Consider the following 24,205-nt stretch of genomic DNA (forward strand, 5'->3'; position numbering starts at 1 on the left):
TGGGCGCGTCCAGGAGGAAGGTGAGGAACTGCCGGGGTTCGTAGGATCGGGGACGGGGGTCGTGGCGGCCTGGGGAGGGAGTGCACCGTGATGCCGGCGGAGGGGAGTCTGCGCGAAGCCGCCACCTGGCCGTCGGCGGGGTTCATCTGGCGGCCGCGTCCCGGCTGGGGCCTGCTCGCGGCTGCGGTCATGCTCAGCGTGGTGACCGTCATCGGCCTGCGGCTGCGCGACAGCGCCGGTGTCGCGCTGCCCTCCGCGGTGCTGGTGTACCTGGTCGCGGTCGTGGTCGTCGCGGTCGTCGGGGGGACGTGGCCGGCGATCGCGGCCGCCGTCGCCAGCGACGCCTTGATCAACTGGTACTTCACGCCGCCGTACCACACCCTGACCGTCGCACACCGGGAGAACGTCACCGCGCTGGTCGTCTACGTGCTGGTCGCGGTCACGGTCAGCGTGCTGGTCAACCTGGCCGCCGCCCAGCGGGCCGCCGCGGTGCGCAGCGGCCTGGAGGCCCGGCTGCTGGCCCGGATCACCGCCGAGCCGGTCGAGGAGCAGTCGCTGCAGCGGCTGCTGGAGCGACTGCGCGCCACGTTCGGGTTCACCGCCCTGGCGTTGTGGGAGGGCGATGAACCGGTCGCGCACGCCGGGCCGGGGTTCACCGGGCCGCCGACGCTGCGGGTCGACGCCGGCAACCGGTTGCTGCTGGTCGCGGAGTCCCCGGCGACGATCGGGGAGGACCGGGCGCTGCTGGCCCGCCTGGCCGCCGGTGCGGCCCGCACCCTGGAAGCTCAGCGCCTCGCCGTGCGGGCGGCCCGGGCCGAGCAGCTCGCGGAGGTCGATCGGCTGCGCACGGCGATCCTGCGGGCGGTCGGGCACGACCTGCGCACCCCGCTCGCCGCGATCAAGGCGGCGGCGTCGAGCCTGGCCAGCCCGGACGTGACGTTCACCGAGGGGGATCGGGCCGAGCTCGTGGCCACCGTCGTGGAGTCCGCCGACCGGCTCGACGATCTGATCGAGAACCTGCTTGCCCTGTCGCGGCTGCAGGCCGGGGTCCTGTCCGCGCAGCCGCGCCCCGTGGCGCTCGACGAGATCGTCGCCCGCGCGGCGCTGAGCGTCGGCCCCGGCCGGCTCGCCATCGACGTGCCCGATGACCTGCCGTGGGTCCGCGCCGATCCCGGCCTGCTGGAGCGGGTGATCGCCAACCTGGTCGACAACGCGGTGCGGATCGGCGGCGGAGACCGGATCGCGCTGCGCGCCGCCGTCCACGACGACACCGTGCGCCTCGCCGTCGTCGACCACGGCCCGGGCATTCCCGCCGCGGAGCGGGAGCGGATCTTCGCGCCGTTCCAGCGCCTCGGTGACCAGTCCGCCGACGGGCGGCTCGGTCTCGGGCTGGCCATCGCCCGCGGCTTCACCGACGCCATGGGCGGCCGGCTGTACCCCTCGGACACCCCCGGCGGAGGCCTGACCATGACCATCGAACTGCCCCTGGCCGCCACCGGCGAGGCGTGAGTTGAGCACCGTCCTGATCGTCGACGATGACCGGCAGCTGCTGCGCGCGCTGCGGGTCAACCTCACCGCCCGCGGCTACAAGGTGCTGCTGGCCCCCGACGGCCGCTCCGGCCTCGCGATGGCCGGCCAGCACCGCCCCGACCTCGTCATCGTCGATCTCGGGCTGCCCGACCTGGACGGCATCGACGTCGTCACCGGCATCCGCGGCTGGTCCGGCGTCCCGATCGTCGTGCTGTCCGCCCGGCACGCCGAACAAGCCAAGGTCAACGCGCTGGACGCCGGCGCCGACGACTACGTCACCAAGCCGTTCGGCATCGACGAGCTGCTCGCCCGCGTCCGGGCCGCGCTGCGCCGCGGCGCTCCCGTCGTCGACGCCGACGAGCCGGTCGTGCGCACCGAGACATTCACCGTCGACCTGGCGGCCAAGCGGGTGCAGCGCGACGGCGCGCCGGTCCGCCTCACCCCGACCGAGTGGCACCTCCTGGAGGTCCTCGTCCGCAACGCCGGCAAGCTCGTCACCCACCGTGAGCTCTTGCGCGAGGTGTGGGGGCCACAGTACGAGACCGAGGTCAACTACCTACGCGTGTACCTGGCTCAGCTGCGCGGCAAGCTCGAGGCCGACCCGGCCCGGCCCCGGCACCTGGTCACCGAGCCGGGCATGGGGTACCGCTTCGAACCCTGACCGCGCGACCGGCATTAAGAAAGTGTCAAAATCCGGGCCGCCGCCGTCAAGACGGCGTTAGGAATCGCCGGGTGGCGGGCCCGGGGTGTTGCGCTTGGCGAGTGAGCACCAGCACACCCGACACCACCCCCGACGACGCGGCATGGGCCATCAACCTCTTTACCGCCGCGTTGACCCTGACGGCGTTCATCTGCCTCGACTCGTGGCTGATCGACACGACCGGCACGAGGCTGGCGCTGCTCGCCGCGGCGGTCACCGTCGTCGCCGAACGCACCGTCGACCCGCGGCCGGCCCTCGGCTGCGCCGTACTCGCGTTCGCGCTCGGCAACGGCTTCCTGCAGAACCACACCGGCAACCTGGTGTGGAGCGCATCCATCGACTACCCGTTCACCCTCGCGCTGTTCGGCGGGGCGGCCCTCGGTCTGTCGCTGGGCCAGGCCCGGCTGGCCTGGCGCCGGCATCGGCTCATGCATCCGTTCCGCATGCTGCTCGACGACGTCCCGGTGCCCGGCGCTGATCGCCCGTCGAGGGGTCGTCGGGAGTACACGCCGACCGGCCGTCGCGACCCCGGCGGCCGCGCGTGACCTCCGTGCCGGGGCTGACCAAGCGCCTCATCGTCGGCCGTCCCGTGCGCAGCGACCGGCTCGGCCACACCCTGCTGCCCAAGTGGCTGGCCCTGCCGATCTTCGCCTCCGACGCGCTGTCCAGTGTCGCCTACGCCACCCAGGAGATTCTGCGGGTCCTCGCCGTCGGTGGGCTCGCGCTGCTCTACCTCACCCCCTGGGTCGCCCTGGGCGTCGTCGTGCTGCTCGGCGTCGTCGCCATCTCCTACCAGCAGGTCGTGCATGCCTACCCGGGCGGCGGCGGCTCATATGAGGTGGCCTCGCGCAACCTCGGGCCGCTCGCCGGCCTGGTCGTCGCCGGCGCCCTCATGGTCGACTACACCCTCACCGTCGCGGTCTCGGTCGCCTCCGGCATCGACAACGTCATCTCGGCCGCGCCGGCGCTCAACCCGTACCGCGCGCCGATCGCCCTGGCCACCGTCCTCGTTCTGGCCTCGGTGAACCTGCGCGGGGTCAGGGAGTCCGGCAAGGCCTTCGCCATCCCCACCTACGCGTTCATCGCCGGCATCGTCGCCACCATCGTCGTCGGCGCCCTGCGTTACCTGAACGGGCACCCGCCGGTCGCCGAAAGTGCGCGGTACACGATCGCGCCCCACGCCGCCGGCCTGGCCGGACTCGCCCTGGTGTTCGTCACCCTGCGCGCGTTCTCCTCCGGCTGTACCGCCCTGACCGGCATCGAGGCCGTCTCCAACGGTGTACCGGCCTTCCGCCGACCCAACAGCCGCAACGCGTCGATCACCCTCGGCCTCATCGGCGTCATCGCGATCGTCATGTTCGGCGGCATCACCCTGCTGGCCATCGGCGCGCACGTGCGGTACGCCGACAACACCTGCGACCTCGTCGGCTTCGCCGGCGACTGCGCCGCCACGCCGCAGCGCACCGTCATCGCCCAGCTCGCCGCCGCCGTCTTCGGGGCCGGCTCGATCCCGTTCTACGCCATCCAGGCGGCCACCGCGCTGATCCTGGTCCTGGCGGCCAACACGGCCTTCAACGGATTCCCCCAACTCGGCGCGCTGCTGGCCCAGCGCCGCTACCTGCCCCGGCAGCTGCACACCCGCGGTGACCGGCTCGCCTTCAGCAACGGCATTGTCGCCCTGGCGCTGGCCGCGGCCGGGCTGCTGCTGGCCTACAAGGCCTCCGTCGACGCGCTCATCCACCTGTACGTGCTGGGCGTCTTCACCGCCTTCACCCTGTCGCAGTTCGGCATGGTGCGCCACTGGCATCGGACCCTGGCCACCGAACGCGACCCCGTCGCCCGCCGCCGGGCTCGCCGCTCACAGACCATCAACACCGTCGGCGGAGTCCTCACCGGCGTCGTACTGGGCGTCGTCCTGCTCACCAAGTTCACCGAGGGCGCCTACCTGGTGGTCATCGCGGTACCCGTCCTGGTGCTGCTGATGTCCGCCATCCGCCGCCACTACGACCGGGTCGGCCGGGAGCTGCTGCCGCAGCGCGCCGACATGATCCTGCCCGCCCGGGTCCACGCCCTCGTCCTGGTCGGCCGGCTGCACCGCCCCGCCGTCCGGGCGCTGACCTACGCCCGAGCCACCCGCCCCGACACCCTCACCGCGATCGCCGTGAGCATCGACGAGGAGGACACGCGCCGGCTCCAGGAAGACTGGCGCCAGTGGGACATCAGCATCCCGCTCACCCTCATCGACTCCCCGTACCGCGAGATCACCCGCCCGATCCTGGACCACATCCGCGACCTGCGCACGGCTGCCCCCCGTGACATCATCGCCGTCTACATCCCCGAATATGTCGTCGGCCGCTGGTGGGAGCAGTTCCTGCACAACCAGAGCGCGCTGCGGCTCAAACTGCGGCTGCTGTTCGAGCCGGGCGTCATGGTCACCAGCGTGCCCTGGCAGCTCGCCTCCGCCGAAGTCCGCGGCGAACGACTCGGCCGGGCGGGTCGGCAACAGGCCGCGCGCAGCTCGCTCCGGCACGGTGCCGTAGTCGATCCGGAGCAGATCTAGCGGTTCGGCGATCCGCGGGCCGGGCCGGTGTCGGCGCCCAGACCGTCGAGTTCGCGGGCCAGCCGCCGCCGGGTCAAGCGGCGGGTCGACCGCAGGACGTGGGGCGGCGGCACGACGATCACGGGACAGGCGGCGGTGGCGAGGCAGCCGCGAACGATCCAGCCGGGCCATCGGCCCAGCCGGCCGCCGGGTCCGCCGAGCACCAGCAGGTCGCGCTCGTGATCGGCGGCCTCGACCAGCACCTCGTCGGCGCGCCCGTTCGGCGTCGCGACGAGGACGTCGAGATCGGATGAGCCCGCGCCCGCGGCGTGGAACGCCTCGACGACGTAGCGGCGGGCCTCGGCCCGCAGCTCCCGCTGCCAGGCGGTCGCGGCGGGCCCGCGCCAGTGCGACGGCAGGGCCCAGGCGCGGACCGCGTACAGCGGTGCCTCGCGGTGGCGGGCTTCACGGACGGCGTGCCGCAGGGCGGCCAGGCCGGCCAGGGACTGGGATACGCCGACCACGATGCGGCGTTCGCGTACGACCACAGTTGCGACGGTAGCGGCCGTCATGGCCCCGATGGCATCTAGAAAGCGTCAAAAACCGGTAGGGGGCGTATGGATTCCGTCAAGGGACCTGGGCAGGCCGAACCAGCCGGATTTCACTTGCACCGGGGCCGGACGGAGGGCCCACGACGTGACCTCGAAGGAGGCAGTGATGGAGAGCGGTATCGAGTACATTCCATGAGTGCGCTTCGCCGCTGTGCTTTCTGTCGTGGTGTTGCTGGCCGCGGGCTGTGGATCCGGTGCTGCGCCGGCGGCCGGGCCGAGTGGCGGCGCGGGCGATCCCAGCGCGAGTGTGAGCGCGGTGCCGGCCGGGCCGCCGTTCGCTGTGCCGGCCGACTACGCCCAGTCGCTCAACGGCGGCGGCGTGGACCTCAGCGGGACCCAGCCGGCCGACGGCGTGCTGCGCAGCCCGTTCATGCAGCTGAAGCTGAAGCGGACCCGGGTCACCGACCGGCTGGAGCCGCTCGAGCACGAGCACCTTCGGGTCAGCGATGAGGACACGGCCAACCGGGCGCTGGTGGCCGCGCCCGGTCATCGGCTGGTCGTCGCTCAGCTCGACACCGCCGACGGCTTCGACGGGTACACCAAGGCCGGCGCCCTGGGCGTGTTCTTCGACATCCAGAACTCGTCGACCTACACCCTCGTGCTGCCGGGCGGCCAGCAGATCCGGGCCCGCGCCGGCAAGGACTCGACAACCACCTTCGGGGGTACCTACTCGTCCGCGACGCCCGTGATGTTCGACGTTCCCGACTCGCTGCGCACCGCGACCCTGCACATAGCGCCGAGCGGCACGGTCGAGGCCGTGCAGCGCGACGTGCGGTACGCGTCGAGCTGGGCGAAGGCCCCCGCGGCCCAGGACTTCCCGATCGACCTCGGCTAGGGCGGCCACTTCCCGCTGGACGCCTCAGGAGGCGCGGCGCAGGCGGGTGCAGGCGTCCAACGCCTGCTGCAGCGCCGTCTCCACCGTCGTCAGGTCCTTGCGCTCCAGAGCCTGCCGCACCCGGGCCAGGCACGCGGCGAGGAGGCGCTCCTCGCCGCGTGCGGCCGGGGGCCGGGTCGCGCCGCCGCGGATGCGGGTCACGGCGCCGGTCCGGGCCAGCACGTGCAGGTCGCGGTGCGTGGTGGCCAGGCTGGCGCCGGTCGCCGCGCGGATGTCGTCGACGGTGACGTACTCGCGCTGGGTCACCAGTTCCACGATCCGGTGCCGGCGCACGGCCGGCAGCAACGGCGGCGGGGCGGTCATGAGAGCGGGTGGCCTTTCATGAGATGGGGTAGAGCTGGCCGTCCGTTGCGACGGCGGGGGCGAAGTCGACCTCGCGGCCGTCGAGGCTGAAACGGTACCGACTCAGCCGCCGGATCGTCGGGGACGCCTCGAGGTAGGTTCGCAGCTCCTCGAGCTCGGCCGGGGTCAGCCAGGCCGGCGGGTCGGACACGGCGCGGAAGCCGCACACGTCGGCCAGGTCGCGCAGCCACTGCAGCTGCTGCGGGGTGAGCAGGTTCAGCTTGCTGCGGAAGTAGACGACGTCCGGGTCGACCTCGGCGAGCGGGGTCTGCCACAGCCGGTGCACGCTGTTGACGACGGCGTTGCGGGCGGTCGCGTCCGACGGGTCGACCGAGGCGTAGTTGTCCCACATCGGGGCCACGTCGGGGCCGCTGCGCAGGCCGTCGAGCAGGCCCAGGGAGGGCAGCAGGATGGCGCCCGAGCCCAGCAGGTACACGTCCTCGCCCGCGGCCTCGCGGATGACGTGCAGGGCCTCGCGGTAGATGCGTTCGCGGTCGCGGCCGGGCAGGAAGGCCGCGGCGGCGTTGATGAAGTCGAGCTTGAGGTACTTGAAGCCCCACTCGTGCACGACGGTGCGGACGAGCGCGGCCACGTGCTCGCGGGCGTCGGCGCGGGCCAGGTCGAGCGCGTAGTACGGGCCGCCCCAGTTGTAGCCGGCCACGACGAGCCGGTCGGAGGCGTCGCGCAGCAGGAGCTCGGGGTGCTCGGCGACCACCCGGGACCCGGGCAGGGCGATGAACGGGGCCAGCCACAGCCCGGCGACGAAGCCGGCGTCGGTGATGCGCTCGACGAGGCTGCGCATGCCGCTGGGGAACTTGGCGTTGGGCTGCCAGTCGCCGACCTGCTCCTCCCAGCCGTCGTCGATCTGGACCACGTCGAACGGCAGGCCCTCGAGGTCCTGGATGTCCTTGTGCAGCTGGGCCTCGGTGACGGTCTCGTAGTACGCGTACCAGCTGCACCAGACGTTGCCGGCCCGGCGGCGGCTCGTGCCGAAGCGCTGGGCGAGCTGGTCGGTGTAGGCGCGGAACACCTCCTCCTCGGGGCCGTAGGCGAGGAACCACTCGGCGCCGCCGGTGGCGTACCAGCCGGTGAGGGTGTCGTGGTCGGCGGTGAGCCGCGGGGTGTCCAGGCCCAGGGCGCCGAGCAGCAGGGTGCCGCCGTCGGGGCCCTGGAGCGCGGCGACCGCGGAGCCGTGGTGGCGGGCCGGGTCGTCGAACGCGGGGTCGTCCGCGGTGACGAGCCGGGTCGGGTTGGGGATGCGCAGCGGCGGCTCGCTGAGCCGCCGCCAGCCGCACGGGCTCCACGAGTTGTGGCCGTGCCGGTAGAAGGAGGCGTCGCCGAGCCCGTGCAGGATCGCGACCCGGCCGGGCGGCAGCAGCATGCCTCCTGGTACGGGCCGCGGCGTCCCGTCGCCGGTGTGCTGAAGGGCGAAGTGACGACCGCCGAGCTCGACGACCTGTGCCATGGTGCTCCTTACCTGAAGAACGTCGAGGGTTACTTGAAGAGCGCGTTGACCTGGTCGTTGGCCTTCTTCAGGCCGTCGGCCGGGCTGGTCTGGCCGAGGATCACGCCCTGCAGGGTGTCCTGCACGATCTGGCTGACCTCGTTGCCGTGGTCGGTGATCGGCAGGAAGAACGTGCCGCCGGAGGCCGCGGCCTCGTCGGTGAAGACGTGCACGTCGCGGCCCGCGGCCTTGTGGGCGGCGAGGGCCTTGTCGGCGGCGGACTTGATGGCCGGGAAGACGACGGCCTTGTCGCCGACGATGTCCTGGCAGGCCGACGAGCCCAGGAACTTTACCCACGCCCACGCCTCGTTGGGGTGCTTGGTGCCGGCGTAGATGGCGTCGGAGAGGCCGTTGATGGCGGTCTTGCGCCCGTTCGGGCCGGTGGGCAGCGGGGCGAACGCGTACTGCTGCTTGGCCCCGGCGCCCAGGTAGGAGCTGATCGTCCAGGAGCCGACGATGGTGAACGCGCCCTGCCCGGCGTCCATCACGGCGTCACGGCCGAGGGTGGACTGCTTGTCGAACTTCGGCGCGTAGCCGGCGTCGGTGAGGTGCTTGAACCAGGCGATGGTCTCGGCGAGCTTCGGGTCGTCGTACTTGTACTTCGTGCCCCACGGGTTCTTGTCCAGGTACGTGAAGCCGTTCGAGACCGCCAGGTCGCCCCAGCCGTTCTGGCCCTGCGAGCCGTCGGCCCACTCGGGCAGGAAGCCGTACACCTTCACCTTGGTCTTGTCGAAGGCCGGGTCGAGCCCGTTCTTGCCGTTGGCGTCCACAGTGGCCTTGGCGATCGCCTGCTCGAAGGTGCCGCCGTCGGCCGGGTTCCAGGTGAGCTTGTCCAGCCCGCTGGTGTCGGTGACGTACTTGCTGTTGTAGACCAGGGCCATCGTGTCCCAGTCCTTCGGCAGCCCGTAGCGCTTGCCGTCCTTGACGAACAGGTCGGCCAGGCCCGCCTGGTACTGGCCCAGGTCAACCTTGTCCTTGTCGACGAACGGCTGGATGTCGAGGATCTGGTTGCTCGTCACGAACTGCGGGTAGTACGAGGCGTGGTCGGTCCACACGTCGGGCGCGCTGCCGCTGGCCAGCTGGGTGGTGAGGTTCTGCCAGTACTGCGCCCACGCGGTCTGCGAGATCTTGACGGTGACGTTCGGGTTGGCCTTCGTGAACTCGTCGGCGCAGGCCTGGTAGGCGGGCTGCTGCTTGTCGTCCCACAGCCAGTACTCGAGGGTGACCTTGCCGCCGCCGGAGCCGGACTCGTCCGAGCACGCGACCAGCAGCGGTAAGGCGAGCGCCGCGACGGTGACCATCGCCGCCGCCGTGCGGGATCGTTTGGACATCGGTTTCCCTTTCACGATCACTTGAGGCCGGTAGAATCACTTGAGGCCGGTAAAACTGAGGGACTGCACCAGCCGCTTGCCCAGGAAGATGAGCAGGGCGAGGACCGGCAGGACGGACAGCGTGGAGGCGGCCATGAGCCCGGTCCAGTCCGGCTGGGTGTTGGGGGACTGCTGGAGAAACACCCCGAGGGCCACGGTGAGCACCCGGGTCTGCTCCCCGCGGCCGACGAGCAGCGGCCACAGGAAGTCCTTCCACGCCCACACGGACGTGGTCAGGGCGATGGTGATGAGCGGCCCGCGGCTCATCGGCACGATGACCCGCCAGAAGACGCCCCACCGGCCGGCCCCGTCGATGGTCGCCGCCTCCTCCACCTCGCGCGGGATGGACAGGAAGAACTGGCGGAGGAAGAACACCGCGAACGGGGTCATGAGCAGGTTGGGGGCGACCATGCCGGCGAAGGTGTCGATGGCGCCGAGGCTCTTCACGAGCGTGAAGTTGGGCAGCAGCGTGAAGATGGGCGGGACCATCAGCGCCGCGACCATGACCCCGAAGAGCAGGTCGCGGCCCGGGAAGCGCAGGCGCGCGAAGGCGTACCCGGCCATGGCGCAGCAGAACGTCTGCACGCCGGCGATGAGTGCGCAGTAGACGATGGAGTTGAGGGTGTACCGCAGGAAGTTGATCTGTGCGCCGGAGCCCCCGGCGTCACGCGCGGTCTGCGCGTCGACGAGGCCGAGAATCCGCCAGAAGTTGATCATTGTCGGGTGGGACGGGAACAGGGCCCCGGACTCGCTGTAGATGTCGCCGGCGGGGGTGAGGGCCGTGCGGACCATCCAGTAGAACGGCGCGATGGTGAGCACCAGGAACGCGATCAGGGCGAACCAGGCCAGGATCCGGCCCGGCGTGTAGCGGCGGTTCATCGCGACGCCTTTCGCATCAGGTCGGGTCACGTCAGGTCGGATCGGGAGGCGCGCAGCAGGCGCATCTGCACGAAGGTGAGCACGCCCAGGATCAGTACGAGCGCCATCGCGACGGCGGAGGCGTAGCCCATGTGGAAGTACGTGAACGCCTGCTGGTAGATGTAGAAGTAGATGACCCGGGTCGCCCCCATCGGGCCGCCCTTCGTGGTCACCGCGACGGTGTCGAAGATCTGGAACGAGCCGATCAGCGACACCACGAGCACCAGGGCCAGGATCGGGCGCAGCAGCGGCAGCGTGATCCGCCGGAACATCCGCCACTCGCCGGCGCCGTCCAGGGCCGCGCTCTCGTAGAGGTGCGACGGGATCTGCAGCATGCCGGCGTAGAGCAGCAGCGCCGTGTACCCGGTGTACGCCCACGTGTTGACGAGCGCGACGGCGGGCATGGCCCAGAGCGGCGAGTTGAGGTAGGTGCGGTGCTCGACGCCGACCAGGCCCAGCAGGTGGTTGAAGAAGCCCAGATCGGCGTCCAGCAGCCACATCCACAGCAGGGCGACGGTCACGTTGGGCACCAGCCACGGCAGCAGCATCATCGCCCGCACGAGGACCGAGCGGGTCAGCCGGTGCATGAGCGCGGCCAGGCCGAGCGCCAGCAGGGTCTGCGAGCCGATGTTGATGACGACGTAGTAGGCGGTCACCTTCAGCGAGTCCCAGAACTGCCCGTCGGAGACGAGCTCGGCGTAGTTGTCGGCGCCGACGAACTTCGGGGTGTTGAGCAGGCTGTAGTCGGTGAGCGAGTACCAGACGCCGCGCACGGTCGGGTACAGGTAGAACACCGCGAAGCCGAGGAGCACCGGCAGCAGGAACAGCCAGGCGACCCGGCGGTCGTCTCGTGTGCGGCGCGGCCGGAGCGGGGCCGGCCCGGCGGGGGGATCGGGCGCCGTCGCGGCGGGTACCGCAACGGCATCACGCATCGTCACGATCCGACCTCGTTTCCATTGATCGAAGATCTTCAAGATTTAGCGTCTTGCGGCGGGGGGTGTGTGGCCGTTAATAATGATGAAGCTCATGGAAAGTTTGTCAACACCTCCTCGTATCGATATGGCGAACGAGGAGACTCCGCCCCCCTCGAACCGGAGGTTCATCCATGCGCACACCCCTGCGGCGGCGCCTCGCTCGCGCCGTCGCACTCTGCACGGTCGCCGCCACTGCCGTGCTCGTGTTCGCCCCGCACAACGCGGCCGCGTTCACCCCGGTGCCCGCCGGCGTCCCCGCCCGACCGGCCCCGCCGGCCTCGCCGAGCCCCGGCCTGACCGACCACCCGCTCACCGCCGCCCCGAGCCCGCTGGACAACCCGCTCAAGGGCTTCGCCCGCTTCTACTTCCCCGGCGACAACCAGAACTCCGGCTACCCGCGCTCGCTCGCCTGGAGCTACTTCGGTCTCTCCGAGGTCATGACCAGCGCGACCGACTGCGGCTCGTACAACTGGTCCATTGTGGACAACGCGCTCAACGAGATCGCCTCGTACGGCAACCAGGCCGCCATCCGCTTCTACATGGAGTACCCCGGCGGCACCGGCAGCCACCCCGGCAACGCCATCCCGCACTGCTTCGACGGGCACGTCACCTACCGCAACAACACCTACTGGGGCACCGTCAGCCCCGACTACGACAGCGCCTACCTGCTCAGTGCCGTCACGAACTTCATCGCCGCGTTCGGCGCCCGCTACGACGGCGACCCGCGCATCGGCTTCATCAACCTCGGCCTCGTCGGCCTCTGGGGCGAGTGGCACACGTGGCCGTTCGACACCGACACCGCCGACGGCTACCCGAACCTGATGCCGACCGACGCGCACGCGGCCCAGATCGTCACCGCCTTCGACAACGCCTTCAACACCACCAAACTCGAGATCCGGTACCCGGACTCGGCCGGCGGCGCCGCCAACGCCCGCGACATCGGGTACCACGACGACTCCTTCTGCTACAAGGAAGGCTCACCGCTCAAGGGCGTGACCCTGCCCCAGTCCCTCGGCGGCGCCGACTACGCCCAGCTGCAGCGCGCGCTGAACATGGGCGTGGAGAACAAGTGGGTCACCGACTCGATGGGCGGCGAGGTACGCCCGGAGATCCAGAGCTCGGCGTTCACGTCGTGGCCCGGCGGCTCCGGCCAGGTCGACAACATGAAGGCCTGCATCGAGCTCGAGCACACCACCTGGAAGATCAACCAGACCAGCCAGAGCTACTCGTCCACCGACCCCAACGTCGCCGCGGCCGTACGCCTCATGGGCTACGACCTCAGCGCGACCCACGCGTACTACACCAACAGCGTGACCGGCAGCGCCACCGTCGGCGTCACGCTCGCCAACAACGGCGTCGCCCCGTTCTACTACCCCTGGACGGTCACGCTCGGGCTCAAGGACGCCGCCGGTACCGTCGTGAAGACCTGGGACACCCCCTGGGACCTGCGCACGGTCCAGCCGCTGAAGATCCGGGCCTTCCCCGACTGGAACGTCGGCGCCGACCCGACCTACCGCGACTACGGCTACCCGCAGTACTTCCAGTCCAACGTCAGCCTCGCCGGCGTCGCCAGCGGCTCCTACCAGCTCGTCCTGCGGGTCAAGAACCCGCTCGAGGCGCTCAGCCCGGCCGCGAAGAAGCTGCGCTTCGGCAACGCCACCCAGAACGCCGACGGGTGGCTGGGCCTGGGCGGCATCGGCGTCGGCGGCGGCACGGCCGACACCGCGCCGCCCACCGTCCCGAACGGGCTCGCGTCGCCGGCCAAGACGGCCAGCAGCGTGTCGCTGACCTGGAACGCGTCGACGGACAACGTCGGCGTGGCCGGGTACAAGGTCATGCGCGGCGGGACCCAGGTCGGCACCTCGGCGACGACCGCCTACACCGACTCCGGGCTGAACGCGTCGACGGCCTACACGTACACCGTGCGGGCCTACGACGCCGCCGGCAACACGTCCACGGACTCGTCGTCGATCACCGTGACGACGCAGGCCTCCACCACGCCGGCCGGCCTCGTGCTGGACGACTTCGACGGCACGCCCGCCTACCCGTCCTCGGCCCAGAACGACCTCGGCAAGTGGACCGGCGGCAACTGCTTCCTCAACGGCGGCGGCAACGGCGTCGTGACGGGCGGTTCTCTGGTGCTGCAGTACAACAACTGCGGCTGGTTCGGCTCCGACGTCAACACCGACGTGTCCGCGTACAAGTACCTCGTCGTGCGCGTCAAGGGCACCAGCGGCGGCGAACAGTCGCAGTTCAACCTGAGCCTCGGCGGTACCACCAAGGTGTTCGGCGACTACACCCTGGACGGCGGCGGCCACCCCGCCATCACCACCGCCTACCAGGACATCAAGATCCCGATGACCGCCAACGGGATCAGCCGCACCAGCCCCGCGCAGCTCGCGATGGGCTTCTGGTACGGCGGCAACAGCGCCATCACCATCGACAGCTTCTCCTTCAGCAACTGATGCAGCACACCCTTCGGGTCCGGGCGGCCGCCGTGGCGGCGGCCGTCCTGGCCCTCTCCCTGACCGGCCCGGTCCGCCCGGCCGCCGCAGCCACCGCCACCGTCGCCTTCACCGGCGACTACGCCACCGTGTTCACGAACCCCGAGCGGGGCTTCCACAACCGGTACGAGATTATCAACGACCCGGCCGTCAACGACTACGCCAGCAACACGATCCCGGGCTTCAACCCGGACATGCTCGACCGGACGTTCGCCCGGGCCAAGGCCGACGGCGACACGCTCATCCACTCCTACGTCCACCTCGACAAGTACCAGACCAGCGACCTGCCGCAGCCATTGCTGGACAACCTGACCACCGGCCTGGCCGCGATCCGGGCCCAGGGGCTGAAGATCGTGCTGCGGGTCGCCTACGTCTGGGACGGCTACTCGGCGGTCACCGAGCCGCAGATGGAGCGGCACATCGACCAGCTGGCGCCGGTGCTGTCCGCGAACGCCGACGTCATCATGCACCTGGAGGCCGGGTTCTTCGGCGCCTGGGGCGAGTGGCACGAGTCGCCCTACACCGCCGCGTCCGAGCAGAGCCAGGCGCCGGTCCGTGCCGCACTGGTGAAGAAACTGCTCACCAGCACCCCGGCCTCGATGCCCATCGCCATCCGGTACCCCATCTTCAACTACGAGTTCGCGCACGGCACGACCATGACGACGCAGGACCTCGACCGGCTGGGCTTCCACGACGACTGCTTCCTGGCGGACTCGGCCGACATGGGCACGTACGACCAGAACTCCTGGCTCGGCTGGTTCGACGTGGCCCAGAAGAAGCAGTGGGTGTACGACTACGCGACCTCCACCGGCGGCAACAAGATCGTCGGAGGGGAGACCTGCAACGCCAGCGGCGGCAACGACGCGGCCGGCGTCAACGCGCAGTACGAGCTCGGCCACCAGCACTGGACCGAGATCAACGAGGACTACGCGGCCGTCAACACCGACCTGTGGAAGAGCACGGCGGTGGCGGCGTCGGGCAGCGATCCGGCCGAGACGCTGTTCACGCGCATCAAGCGCAAGCTCGGCTACCGGCTGCGGCTCACCGATGCGACGTTCAGCAGCCCGGCCGCGCCCGGGGCCGCGTTCACGTTCTCGGCGCACCTGTCGAACGACGGTTACGCCGGGATCATCAAACCGCGGCCGGTGTACCTCGTGTTCGACGACGGCACGCACCGGTACAACGTGGCGCTGCCCGGCGTCGACCCGCGCACGTGGAAGCCGGGAGCGCTCACGGTGCCCACGCAGACCGTGACGCTCCCGGCCATGGTGTCCGGGTCGTACAGGCTGGCGCTGTGGCTGCCGGACCAGGCCGCCGGGCTGCGGGCCAACCCGGCGTACTCCGTGCGGCTGGCCAACACCGGCACGTGGGACGCGGCCAACGGGTACAACGTGCTCGCCGGCGCCGTGAGCGTCGGGGCGTGCACGGGGGACTGCACGGCGCCGACCGCGCCGACGCTGTCTGCCGGCACGGTGAACGGCCAGTCCGTGCCGCTGTCCTGGAGCGGTGCGACGGACAACGTGGGCGTCACGGGGTACCGCGTGTACCGGGACGGCACGGCGGTGGCGACCCCGACCGGGACGTCGTACACGGACACGACCGTGCCCGCCGGGTCGCACACGTACACGGTCACGGCCCGGGACGCGGCCGGGTACGAGTCGCCGGCCAGCAACCCGGTCACGGTCACCGTGAACGCTCCCACCCAGCCGCCGCCGGTGGGCCTGGTCCTGGACGACTTCGACGGCACGCCCGCCTACCCGTCCGCGGCCAAGAACGACCTGGGGCGGTGGACCGGCGGCAACTGCTTCCTGAACGGGAGCGGCAACGGTGTCGTGACGGGCGGTTCCCTGGCACTGCAGTACAACAACTGCGGCTGGTTCGGCTCCGACGTCGGCCAGGACGTGTCCGGGTACACCTACCTCGTCGTGCGCATCAAGGGCACGAGCGGCGGGGAGCAGGCGCACTTCAGTCTGAGCGTCGGCGGTACGACAAAGGTCTTCGGCGACTTCACGCTCGACGGCGGCGGCCACCCGGCGATCACGACGGCGTATCAGGACATCAGGCTCCCGATGGTCGCGAACGGCATCAACCGGGCGAGCCCGTCCCAGCTCGCGCTCGGCTTCTGGTACGGCGGCAACAGCACGGTCACCGTCGACAGCATCAGTTTCCAATAGTAGTTTGTAAAGTTCCTAGCAATATTGGCGAGCGGAGGGGCAGAACCGTGACAGATCAGGTCATCACCGGTACCGACCTGTCGCGGCTGCGTGAGCTCAACTCGTTGTCGGTGGTCCGGGCGCTGCGGGACCAGCCCCCGGCCACCGTCACCGAGCTCGCCAAGCTGACCGGCCTGTCGCGCCCCGCGGTCGACGTGATCGCGCAGGGGCTCGTCACCGGGGGATGGGCCACCATCGTCGAGCCGGGCGGCAGCAGCGTCGTGGGCCGCCCGGCCCGCCGCTACCGGTTCCGCGCCACGGCGGGCCACGTGATCGGCGTCGACGTCGGGGCCCACAAGGTGCTCGCCCTGCTCGCCGACCTCGACGGCAACGTCGTGTACACCGCCCGCCGTTCGGTAGCGGCCGACGCGGACCCGGCCGAGCGCCTGGCCGCCCTCGACCACGTGCTCGCCGACGTGCTGCAGGAGGGGGAGAAGAGCGCCGACGACATCTGGGCCGTGTCCGTCGGCGTCACCGGCCCGGTCGACGCCTCCGGCAAGACGACCCTGTTCACCCCGCTGCCCGGCTGGCAGACCGTCGACCTCGCGGCCCACCTGAGCGACCGCTTCACCTGCCCGATCGTGGTCGAGAACGACTGCAAGCTCGCCGCCCTGGCCGAGCGCTGGCAGGGCGCGGCCAACGACGCCAACGACATCGTGTACGTCCTGGCCGGCATGCGCACCGGCGCGGGCCTCATCATCGACGGCATCCTGCGCCGCGGCTACGGCGGCGCCGCGGGCGAGATCGGCGCCCTGCGCGCGGTGCGCTGGCTGACCGCTCCCGAGCACCTGCAGCGCTGCCCGGGCGTCCCGGCGTCGGTCGGCCCGGACGACGCCGCGGCGTGGGTCTTCAACGCGGCGCGGGCCGGCAACCGGGACGCCCGCACGGCGGTGAACCGGTACGTGAAGGACCTGGCGATCGGCACCGCGGCCCTCGTCCTGGCCCTGGACCCGCAGGTCGTCATCTTCGGCGGCGGCTTCTCCCGCTCGTCCGACCTGGTCCTGGACACCCTGCGGCGCGAGCTGGCCAAGCTGTGCCTGCGCATGCCGGAGGTACGCGCTTCGACCCTGGGCGCGGACTCCGTCGCTCTGGGCGCGCTGCGGCTGGCCCTGAACGAGGTCGACCGCCGCCTGTTCACCGCGGGCCTGAGCGCCCCTATCGCCCCGCGCCGCGACTGATCCCGTACCGCAGCAGCGCGATCCCGTTGTCGAACAGGGTGGCCTCGACCGGCTTCAGGTCCTGCCGGTCCGCGAAGACGCGGGTGCCCTTGCCGCGCGACACCGGGCAGACCATCATCCGGACTTCGTCGACGAGCCCGGCGTCGAGCAGGAAGTGCATGAGCGTCAGGCTGCCCCACAGCCAGATGTCCTTGCCGTCCTGCGCCTTGAGCTCCCGGACGGTGGCGGCCGGGTCGCGCGTCACGGTCGCGGCGGGGAAGTCACCCCAGGGCGCGTCGTGCAGCGTCGTCGAGGCGACGAACTTGGTGAGATTGTTGAGCCACTGGCCGTACTCGCCCTGTTCGGTGGCGTGCGGCCAGTAGTCCCGGTGCTGGACGTAGGTGTTCGCGCCGAGCAGCATCGTGTCGACCGATTCGATGAGGGCCATCACGCTGGCCTTGAACGCGGGGTCGGTCTTCTCGGAGATGGGTTCCCCGGACACGAAGCTGAGCCCGCCGTCCTCCTCGGCGGCGATGTTGTCGACGGTGACCCACTGCTGGGCGATGAGCTTGCGCATGACGTCAACCACTCCTCGTCTCGTTACGTGCGCGAACGGCCGGTCGGGGTCGCTCGTGCCCCTGGGACGGAGCCGACATCACGTTCTCGACACCTGCACTTCTCACTCTGAAGGCGGAGACGAAATATCGGTCTGCGGTTGGAGGCGCCGGGCGGGCCGCTTCCATAGGGTGTGAAACATGGAGAAATCGGGAATGCGGAAGTTGATGCTGAGTTCGTACGTCTCGCTCGGCGGCAAGAGTGCCGACGCGGACGAGGCCGTGCCCGGCAAGGACCAGTTCTTCGCCGACGTCCGGGTCCTGTCTGTCGACTGTGGACACTTTGTACCGCTGGAGCGCCCGGAAGGCTTCGCAGCCGCGGGTACAACAGCGGCCTGAACGGCCCGGAACTGTGGTCCTGGCGTTACCGTCAGGCCCTCACGGTCAGCACGGCGTCCGCGAACGCCCCGGGTGCTTCCTGCGGCAGGTTGTGGCCGGCGTCGATCACCCGGTGCTCGTGGCGGCCGTCCAGCGTTACCGCGGGCGCGCTGATCTTCGGGCGGGCGGCCGCGGTTCCGTCGCGGCCCGTTCTGGACCTTGACCTCGGCGCACATACTCGGCTGGTGTCAGCGAGGGCTCGCTCAGGCAGCGTTGTGGACCGGCATCCGATGTTCTGCGGGCTGTTCCTGCTGGTGTTGCCGGGACTCATGGCGTACGGCGATGTCGGCCGGCTGGTCGTGGCCGTGTCGACGTTCGGATGGCCGATGGGCGCAGCAACAATTGTTGGTGTCGTGCTCGGCGTCTCGAGTGTCGGTCTCATCGCATGGTGGCTCACCAGTGCCAAACGGGCCGAGAGGGCCGGGCGCTACGACAGGGATTCCGCGGCGAACAAGTGGTGCCGGCGGGTTGCCGCCGTCTGGGTGATCGCGTTTCTCGCCGCGTCGTTGGCGGTGCACTACCCTCCCCGAGGCCACACCGAGGAGCAATGGCGACTCACCGACGCCTTGAGCGCGGCCGTCTTGGCCTACCTGCTCGTGCTCGTAGTCGCGCTGATGACGATGATCGTCTCGATCTTCCTCGTCATGCCGGTGGCGATCAAATGGGAGAACGCCGTCCGGCGCCGCAGGTCAGCCCGCAACCACCGCCCGACTGGATGATGCGCGCTGCTACAGCCGGGCGTGCACCGTGCAGGATTCGCGCGCTTCCGCTACCCCCGACCGCCCGCTGTCCTCAGGACGGGGCAAGGATGGCGCCGGGGGCGGCGTTCGGCGGCGAGGAGTCGGCAACGCCGCAGCGCGGGCAGGATTTGGTGTATCAAAACCCTGTTCGGGGCGTCCGACCATCAGATGACCTGAAGGGGGTACCGATGCCAGTCATCCGAGGAGACTCCGCGAATCCCAACGAGGGCGCTGTTCAGGGCGTCAGCACCGCAAACGACCAGGCGATGGGGGTGTACGGCGAGGCCGCCCACGGCTCCGGTGTCATCGGGCGGAGCACCGCCTGGTACGGCGTCTACGGCCACAGCGTCAGCCAGCACGCGGTCGTCGGCGAGTCCGACCAGGGCTCCGGCGTGGTCGGACTCGCCCGCAAGTGGATCGGCGTGTACGGCGAGAGCGCCGAGTACGAGGGCGTCCGCGGCCTGTCGAAGTCCGCCGACCACGGCGGGGTCGTCGCCCTGAACGAGGCCGGCGGAGCCGCGCTGTACGCGAAGAGCGCGAACGATGCCGGCGTGTTCGACGGCAACGTCGTGGTGACGAGAAGGCTGACCGCCGACGGCCTCGACGTCGGCGTATCGCTGCGCGACCTGGCCGGCCAGGTGGATGCCCTCCGCGGCGAGGTCAGCCGACTGCGGGACGAGGTCGCGGTCCTGCGGAAGATCAGGACCGATCTCGACAGCCAGATCACGAAGCAGCGCGAAGACCACAAGGTGGACTTCGACAACAACCTGGACCTTGCGCGGCGCGTGAAGACGCTGGAGGAGAAGGTCCTCTGACGCCGGTTCCGCGGCGCGGTACGTGCTGGGCGCGTCAGGGCGTGGTGGGCATCCACGGCTCGATCAGCGTGGGGTCGGCGACGGCGGACTCGACCTGACGGCGCTCCTCGTCGGTGAGGGCCAGTTGCCGGAGCCTGGCTCCCCATTCCGGTACCCGGTCCAGCTCCTCCAGTGCCGTTGCCACCTCGATGAGTACGGCCAGCGCGACCGCGTGTTCTACCGCCGGTGCGCGGTCGCCGTGGCGGCGCAGGCCTGAGTTCAGGGTCCGGTAGGCGGCGCGGTCGTCGTGTTTGAACTCGCGCAGGATTCGCGCGTTGTCCAGGACCCGGGCAAGGCCTCGGAGCTGTTTGGAACCGCCGTACTCCAGGTCCGCCGGCTCGTCGCGCTGGATGAAGATGATGGAGTTTCCCGACGGGTCCATGACGGTGAACCGGGAGGCGCCGGGGCGGTACCGCGTGATCCGGGGCAGCTCCTTGGAAAGTACCTTTCCGTACTCGCGGCGCATCGCCTCGGTGAACGCTGCGTGGTACGGGGCGACCTCGTCGACCATTACCAGGCATCCGCCGGTGTCCTCCATCGCGGGGTCCACGCCGTCGGCCGCTCGCTTGTAGTGCAGGTCGAACCCGCGCCAACGGAACGCCAGGTACAGATAGGGCTTTTTCTGTTCGTAGGTCACGGTGAAGCCCAATGCCCGCCAGAAGGTCAGGGTTTCGTCCGGGGTGACGCAGGGCAGCAGCGGCACGGTGGTCTCGTTCGGCTGGACAGGTCCGTCAAGCATCAGCTGTCCCTCGTCGTAACGGCCTCGACAACGTTGCAGTTTGGCAAAGCCGCGACGAACGCGCACATGCAAGAAGTGAACCGATGTGGCAAGAACCGGCGGCGCGTGCCGGTTACGCCTGCATGAAGGCGTCGAAGCTGTTCGGGCCCGTCCAGGCCGAGACCGGGGTGAAGCCGAGGACCTGGCCGTGTTCGACCCAGGCGACGCCGAGGATGTGCAGGGCGCGGGGGGTCAGGGTGCCGTCCGGTGGTGCGGCGGCGGGTGGTGGGAGGAGGTAGATCGCGCTGTCACGGCCCTTGTCATAGGCGCTGAAGACGCCGCCGGTGCCGAGGGCGTAGGCGTCCCAGCCGGCGTCGTAGTGCTGCTGGTCGTGGGTGAGTCTCTGGCGGCGGGCGATGAAGCCGATGGTGTACAGCTTCAAGCCCGACGGTCCGGAGATTTCGCCCTCGGCGGCGACGCCGGGGGCGTTGAAGCCGCGCGGGTCGGTGTCGGCGAGCAGGACCAGGTGGTCCGGGGCGGCCGACAGGTCCAGCCGTCCGGCCGTGCCGTTGCGGATCTGCACGCGCAGGGCGACCCAGCCGGCGACCTTCGTGACGGTCATGGGGCTGTCGACGGCGGCGAAGTAGTGCCGGACCGTGATCTGTACGCCGCCGGCCGCCCACGACTGCAAGGTGCCGGGCAGCACCAGTGGAATCGCGGGCTGGGTCTCGTGGCCCGGGCCGGTCAGGGCCGCAACCACGCCGCCGGCCAGCAGCACCGCGGCGGCCGCGCCCGCGGCGACCGCGATCCGTCGGCGGCGCCACCACGGGCCGGGCGCGGGCGCCACCGGCGGGGGAGGAGGCGCGGGGTGCAGGATGCCGTCGAGGGTGTCCTTCCACTCGCGGGCGGTGGGGCGGTCCGCGCCGGTCAGGCCCCGCAGCATGAGCCGGTACAGCTCGGGGTGGCGGCCCTCGCCACGCGGGGGTGCGGGCGGGCGGTCCGGGTCGAGGGCGTCGGTGGCGCCGTAGTACACGCGGTGGCAGAACAGGGCCAGGGCCCAGCGGTCGCTGTCCGGGCCGGGGCGTTCGCCGGGGTTCAGCCGCGGGTCGGCCCAGTCGTCACGGGGGGCGGCCACGTCGCCGGGCGGGGCGGACGAGGCGGTGAAGCGGGCGTTGTCGCAGTCGAGGAGGTACACGCGGGGCCGGCCGCGCAGGGTCCACAGGACGTTCTTGACGCCGACGTCGCCGTACACCAGGCCGTTCTCCTCGAAGAGCTCCATCAGCCCGGCGAGACTGCGCAGCAGGGCGAGCCGCGGCGGGGACTGCGGCGGCGGCACGGTCAGGCCGGGCAGCCGCGGGTGCAGCAGGTGCTGCAGCTCGACGGTGTGCGCCTCGCCCTGCATGTCGGCCCAGAACTCGTTCGGCGCCCGGTACATCTCGTAGCCGGTGGCGAGGCCGTGCTCCAGGCGCAGCCGGATCGGCCAGGCGCAGTGCGCGTCGAGGAACTCGCGAGCTCCGCGCGGCATGGATTCGCGCCACGCGATGAGCTCGGCGAGGGGGTCGGGACGGACCGGGCGGCGGTACTGCTTGTAGACCGTGCGGTCGTCGACCGGGTAGACGGTGCCGGAGGCGCCGCGGCCGATCGGGCGGCGCTCGGGTGCGGTCATCGCGGGTCCTCCCGGGGTTGGAACCACACGCCGGCGGCGGTGCGGTCGTCGGTCTCGCCGCGGCGGTGGAACGACAGGTCGCCGAGGAACTCGGCGATCGCGGGCGGGCGGCGCCACCTGCGCCTCAGGTAGTGGCGGACGTCGGGTGCGGCGGCGGGCCCGGCGAGGCCGTCGGTGGCGAGCAGCAGGGCGGCGCCGGGGTCGAGCCGCCCGGTGAACCCGGCCGCGGCCGCGTGGCCGCCGGGCAGCGCGACGGTACCGTCGAAGCCGTCTTCTTCGCCGCTGACCCGGTCGAGGCCGCGCCGGCCGAGGACGTAGGCGCCGCCGTCGCCGAGCGTCACGCCGGTGTAGCGGCCGTCCTGTGCGACCCAGGCGACCGTGAGGGTGGTGGACAGGGCCCGCGGGGGCAGGGACGTGCCGGCGATCCGCGCGGCCGCGGCCAGCACCGCCGCGCCGACCTGGGCGCACAGCGCGACGGCGTCGATCGCGGCGTCGCCGTCGAGGCGGGCCCGGACCAGCCGGCAGGCCTCCATGGCGGCTAGCTGGGCGCCGAGGGCCGAGCGGTGGGCGGCGGGGTCGCCGAGGCCGTCGGCGACGGCCATGACGGCGGTACCGTCGGCGGCGCGCCCGAGCGCGAACGCGTCCTCGCGGGTGTGGCCGGCCGCGGCGTGGGCGCGGCCGATCACCGACGCGGCGCGGACGGTGAGCGCGCCGGTGCTGCCGCCGTCGGCGCTGAGCCGCGGCTGGGTCGTCCACGCCGTGTTGCCGAGCGGGTCGGCGGCCCGGCCGGGCTCGACCGCCGCGCCGACCGTGGCGGGCGGGGCCGGGCGGCGCCGCCATACGCTCACGCCGTCACCTCCGCAGGCTCCGGCGCCGGCGCGACGACACTGTGCCCATGGTGAGCGGCCCCTCCGCTTCGCTCCGGACCGCTCACGCCGTCACCTCCGCACGCTCCGGCGCCGGCGCGACGACACTGTGCCCATGGTGAGCGGCCGCTCCGCTCCGCTCCGGACCGCTCACGCGTCCTCCTCGGGCGGGGCGTCCGGGAGCCGTTCCCAGCCCGGGGGTGCGTCGTCGTCGAGCTCGAACGGGTCGTCGCCGGGGCCGGCGCGGCGGGTCGAGTGCAGCAGCGACGTGAGCAGCACGTCCATGAACGAGGTGATTTCGGCGGCCGGCCGGCGGTACGCCCGCAGCGTGCCGACGGCGCGGATGGTGGCGGCGGTGGCCTCGCCGAAGCCGAACGCGACCACATGGGGCGCGCCGTGGAATCCGCGGGGGTCGGTGAGGGCGCTGTGCCGGGCGCGCCAGGCGCGGTCGTCGTCGGTCGGCTGGCCGTCGCTGAGGAAGAACACGGCGGGGCGGTACGGGCGGCGGCCGGAGCGCATCAGGTCGTACAGGTCGGCGGCGATCGTGGTGCGGAGCAGTTCGAAGAGCGGGCCGTAGGCGGTGCCCCGCCCGTCGGCGTGCAGCGGCGGCATCGTGACCCGGGAGACGTCGGTGAGCGGCAGCGCGACCCGGGCGGTGTCGTCGAACGTCAGCACCGACACGTGGCAGATCTCGCAGAGGCGGGGCTCGCGCAGCATGGTGAGCCGCAGTTCGGCCAGCTCCTCGTTGATCCGGTCCATGATGTCGACGTTCATCGTCCACGACGTGTCAATGGCCAGGTAGATCGGCAGTACCCGATAGGCGGACGGGCCCCGGAATGTGTTTCGGCGCCACGGGAGATTGGTCGGGAAGTGCGGTCCGGTGCCATTCTGCTCGACCAGCACGATCCCGTCGCGGCCGATCCCGGACTCGGCGAATGAAATGCGCTGGTCGATCGGGCTGCCGTCGCGTTTCCGGAGCGTGAATTTGGCCTCGGGCGGGAAACCGACCGCCCGGGCGATCTCCGCCCGGAGCGTGGAGATCCGGACATGCTGGGCCATTTCGACCTTTGCGGACGTTCCACCAGGAGCGAGCAGCAACATTCCAACTCCAC

22 protein-coding genes are annotated in these 24,205 nt (G+C 71.1%); 11 read left to right on the top strand and 11 right to left on the bottom strand.

The genetic code is table 11. From position 1 onward, the window contains the following. The first annotated feature begins 90 nt into the window (after positions 1–90). From AB0B76_RS34085 to AB0B76_RS34100, 4 genes are all read left to right on the top strand, one after another. A complete protein-coding gene (locus tag AB0B76_RS34085; protein ID WP_360383158.1) occupies positions 91–1,509 on the top strand; it encodes an ATP-binding protein in 1,419 nt (472 codons plus the stop codon). Between the two features lies 1 nt (position 1,510). Then, positions 1,511–2,191 (top strand): response regulator, encoded by a 681-nt coding sequence (locus tag AB0B76_RS34090; RefSeq protein ID WP_360383082.1) that lies wholly within the window; start codon positions 1,511–1,513, stop codon positions 2,189–2,191. Positions 2,192–2,292: 101 nt separating this feature from the next. After that, positions 2,293–2,775: a hypothetical protein gene (locus tag AB0B76_RS34095; protein ID WP_360383084.1), complete on the top strand. Its 483-nt coding sequence runs from the start codon at positions 2,293–2,295 to the stop codon at positions 2,773–2,775. Then, the gene (locus AB0B76_RS34100; RefSeq protein WP_360383086.1) at positions 2,772–4,790 is read left to right on the top strand and encodes an APC family permease; all 2,019 of its coding nucleotides are present in this window, start codon (positions 2,772–2,774) and stop codon (positions 4,788–4,790) included. Before AB0B76_RS34095 ends, AB0B76_RS34100 begins: the two co-directional genes overlap by 4 nt. On the opposite strand, the gene AB0B76_RS34105 is transcribed toward AB0B76_RS34100, so the two are convergent. Further along, entirely contained in the window at positions 4,787–5,317 is a 531-nt protein-coding gene (locus tag AB0B76_RS34105; RefSeq protein ID WP_360383088.1) for a universal stress protein, read from the bottom strand. The two genes, AB0B76_RS34100 and AB0B76_RS34105, sit on opposite strands and share 4 nt — an antisense overlap. 199 nt (positions 5,318–5,516) lie before the next feature. On the opposite strand from AB0B76_RS34105, the gene AB0B76_RS34110 reads away from it, so the two are divergent. Further along, positions 5,517–6,215, top strand: coding sequence for a hypothetical protein (locus AB0B76_RS34110; RefSeq protein ID WP_360383090.1), 699 nt, complete (start codon positions 5,517–5,519; stop codon positions 6,213–6,215). Positions 6,216–6,239: 24 nt separating this feature from the next. Here the strand turns inward: AB0B76_RS34110 and AB0B76_RS34115 are convergent, their stop codons facing one another. From AB0B76_RS34115 to AB0B76_RS34135, 5 genes are read right to left on the bottom strand one after another with little or no spacing between them, the layout of a single operon-like run. Beyond that, entirely contained in the window at positions 6,240–6,578 is a 339-nt protein-coding gene (locus AB0B76_RS34115) for a DeoR family transcriptional regulator (protein ID WP_360383092.1), read from the bottom strand. Between the two features lie 16 nt (positions 6,579–6,594). Further along, a complete protein-coding gene (locus AB0B76_RS34120; protein WP_360383094.1) occupies positions 6,595–8,082 on the bottom strand; it encodes a glycoside hydrolase family 36 protein in 1,488 nt (495 codons plus the stop codon). A gap of 29 nt (positions 8,083–8,111) precedes the next feature. Next, the gene (locus AB0B76_RS34125) at positions 8,112–9,452 is read right to left on the bottom strand and encodes a sugar ABC transporter substrate-binding protein (RefSeq protein ID WP_360383096.1); all 1,341 of its coding nucleotides are present in this window, start codon (positions 9,450–9,452) and stop codon (positions 8,112–8,114) included. Positions 9,453–9,488: 36 nt separating this feature from the next. After that, positions 9,489–10,370: a carbohydrate ABC transporter permease gene (locus AB0B76_RS34130; RefSeq protein ID WP_360383098.1), complete on the bottom strand. Its 882-nt coding sequence runs from the start codon at positions 10,368–10,370 to the stop codon at positions 9,489–9,491. A gap of 26 nt (positions 10,371–10,396) precedes the next feature. Next, positions 10,397–11,341: a sugar ABC transporter permease gene (locus tag AB0B76_RS34135; RefSeq protein ID WP_360383159.1), complete on the bottom strand. Its 945-nt coding sequence runs from the start codon at positions 11,339–11,341 to the stop codon at positions 10,397–10,399. Between the two features lie 173 nt (positions 11,342–11,514). On the opposite strand from AB0B76_RS34135, the gene AB0B76_RS34140 reads away from it, so the two are divergent. The 3 genes from AB0B76_RS34140 to AB0B76_RS34150 are packed head-to-tail and all read left to right on the top strand — an operon-like array spanning position 11,515 to position 17,278. Beyond that, the gene (locus AB0B76_RS34140) at positions 11,515–13,848 is read left to right on the top strand and encodes a carbohydrate-binding protein (protein WP_360383100.1); all 2,334 of its coding nucleotides are present in this window, start codon (positions 11,515–11,517) and stop codon (positions 13,846–13,848) included. Beyond that, positions 13,848–16,061: a DUF4832 domain-containing protein gene (locus AB0B76_RS34145; protein WP_360383102.1), complete on the top strand. Its 2,214-nt coding sequence runs from the start codon at positions 13,848–13,850 to the stop codon at positions 16,059–16,061. The genes AB0B76_RS34140 and AB0B76_RS34145 overlap by 1 nt, the downstream gene beginning before the upstream one ends. Positions 16,062–16,108: 47 nt before the next feature. Continuing rightward, the gene (locus AB0B76_RS34150) at positions 16,109–17,278 is read left to right on the top strand and encodes an ROK family transcriptional regulator (RefSeq protein ID WP_360383104.1); all 1,170 of its coding nucleotides are present in this window, start codon (positions 16,109–16,111) and stop codon (positions 17,276–17,278) included. Here the strand turns inward: AB0B76_RS34150 and AB0B76_RS34155 are convergent. Continuing rightward, a complete protein-coding gene (locus AB0B76_RS34155; protein ID WP_360383106.1) occupies positions 17,256–17,834 on the bottom strand; it encodes a dihydrofolate reductase family protein in 579 nt (192 codons plus the stop codon). The two genes, AB0B76_RS34150 and AB0B76_RS34155, sit on opposite strands and share 23 nt — an antisense overlap. Positions 17,835–18,012: 178 nt before the next feature. On the opposite strand from AB0B76_RS34155, the gene AB0B76_RS34160 reads away from it, so the two are divergent. From AB0B76_RS34160 to AB0B76_RS34170, 3 genes are all read left to right on the top strand, one after another. Then, entirely contained in the window at positions 18,013–18,210 is a 198-nt protein-coding gene (locus tag AB0B76_RS34160) for a hypothetical protein (RefSeq protein WP_360383108.1), read from the top strand. Positions 18,211–18,464: 254 nt separating this feature from the next. Next, positions 18,465–18,968, top strand: coding sequence for a hypothetical protein (locus AB0B76_RS34165; protein ID WP_360383110.1), 504 nt, complete (start codon positions 18,465–18,467; stop codon positions 18,966–18,968). A gap of 209 nt (positions 18,969–19,177) precedes the next feature. Continuing rightward, positions 19,178–19,804: a hypothetical protein gene (locus AB0B76_RS34170; protein WP_360383112.1), complete on the top strand. Its 627-nt coding sequence runs from the start codon at positions 19,178–19,180 to the stop codon at positions 19,802–19,804. A gap of 34 nt (positions 19,805–19,838) precedes the next feature. On the opposite strand, the gene AB0B76_RS34175 is transcribed toward AB0B76_RS34170, so the two are convergent. The 4 genes from AB0B76_RS34175 to AB0B76_RS34190 all read right to left on the bottom strand — a co-directional run bounded on the left by AB0B76_RS34175 (position 19,839) and on the right by AB0B76_RS34190 (position 24,152). After that, on the bottom strand, positions 19,839–20,648 hold the full coding sequence (locus tag AB0B76_RS34175) for a glyoxalase (protein ID WP_360383160.1): 810 nt from the start codon (positions 20,646–20,648) through the stop codon (positions 19,839–19,841). Between the two features lie 46 nt (positions 20,649–20,694). Continuing rightward, positions 20,695–22,227, bottom strand: a complete 1,533-nt coding sequence (locus tag AB0B76_RS34180; RefSeq protein WP_360383114.1) for a hypothetical protein — start codon at positions 22,225–22,227, stop codon at positions 20,695–20,697. Next, positions 22,224–23,075 carry a protein phosphatase 2C domain-containing protein gene (locus AB0B76_RS34185; RefSeq protein ID WP_360383116.1) on the bottom strand — a complete coding sequence of 284 codons (852 nt, stop codon included), beginning with the start codon at positions 23,073–23,075 and terminating at the stop codon, positions 22,224–22,226. Before AB0B76_RS34185 ends, AB0B76_RS34180 begins: the two co-directional genes overlap by 4 nt. A 168-nt stretch (positions 23,076–23,243) precedes the next feature. Further along, positions 23,244–24,152, bottom strand: coding sequence for a hypothetical protein (locus AB0B76_RS34190; protein ID WP_360383118.1), 909 nt, complete (start codon positions 24,150–24,152; stop codon positions 23,244–23,246). Positions 24,153–24,205 lie beyond the last annotated feature (53 nt).

The sequence above is a fragment of the Dactylosporangium sp. NPDC049140 genome (assembly GCF_040648435.1).

What these genes read in the sequence shown, in the direction of transcription:
- AB0B76_RS34180 (WP_360383114.1), bottom strand. Translation starts at nt 22,227, where the DNA reads ATGACCGCACCCGAGCGCCGCCCGATCGGCCGCGGCGCCTCCGGCACC.
- AB0B76_RS34170 (WP_360383112.1), top strand. Translation starts at nt 19,178, where the DNA reads ATGCCAGTCATCCGAGGAGACTCCGCGAATCCCAACGAGGGCGCTGTT.
- AB0B76_RS34190 (WP_360383118.1), bottom strand. Translation starts at nt 24,152, where the DNA reads ATGGCCCAGCATGTCCGGATCTCCACGCTCCGGGCGGAGATCGCCCGG.
- AB0B76_RS34130 (WP_360383098.1), bottom strand. Translation starts at nt 10,370, where the DNA reads ATGAACCGCCGCTACACGCCGGGCCGGATCCTGGCCTGGTTCGCCCTG.
- AB0B76_RS34085 (WP_360383158.1), top strand. Translation starts at nt 91, where the DNA reads ATGCCGGCGGAGGGGAGTCTGCGCGAAGCCGCCACCTGGCCGTCGGCG.
- AB0B76_RS34115 (WP_360383092.1), bottom strand. Translation starts at nt 6,578, where the DNA reads ATGACCGCCCCGCCGCCGTTGCTGCCGGCCGTGCGCCGGCACCGGATC.
- AB0B76_RS34145 (WP_360383102.1), top strand. Translation starts at nt 13,848, where the DNA reads ATGCAGCACACCCTTCGGGTCCGGGCGGCCGCCGTGGCGGCGGCCGTC.
- AB0B76_RS34160 (WP_360383108.1), top strand. Translation starts at nt 18,013, where the DNA reads ATGGAGAAATCGGGAATGCGGAAGTTGATGCTGAGTTCGTACGTCTCG.
- AB0B76_RS34120 (WP_360383094.1), bottom strand. Translation starts at nt 8,082, where the DNA reads ATGGCACAGGTCGTCGAGCTCGGCGGTCGTCACTTCGCCCTTCAGCAC.
- AB0B76_RS34125 (WP_360383096.1), bottom strand. Translation starts at nt 9,452, where the DNA reads ATGTCCAAACGATCCCGCACGGCGGCGGCGATGGTCACCGTCGCGGCG.
- AB0B76_RS34155 (WP_360383106.1), bottom strand. Translation starts at nt 17,834, where the DNA reads ATGCGCAAGCTCATCGCCCAGCAGTGGGTCACCGTCGACAACATCGCC.
- AB0B76_RS34135 (WP_360383159.1), bottom strand. Translation starts at nt 11,341, where the DNA reads ATGCGTGATGCCGTTGCGGTACCCGCCGCGACGGCGCCCGATCCCCCC.
- AB0B76_RS34140 (WP_360383100.1), top strand. Translation starts at nt 11,515, where the DNA reads ATGCGCACACCCCTGCGGCGGCGCCTCGCTCGCGCCGTCGCACTCTGC.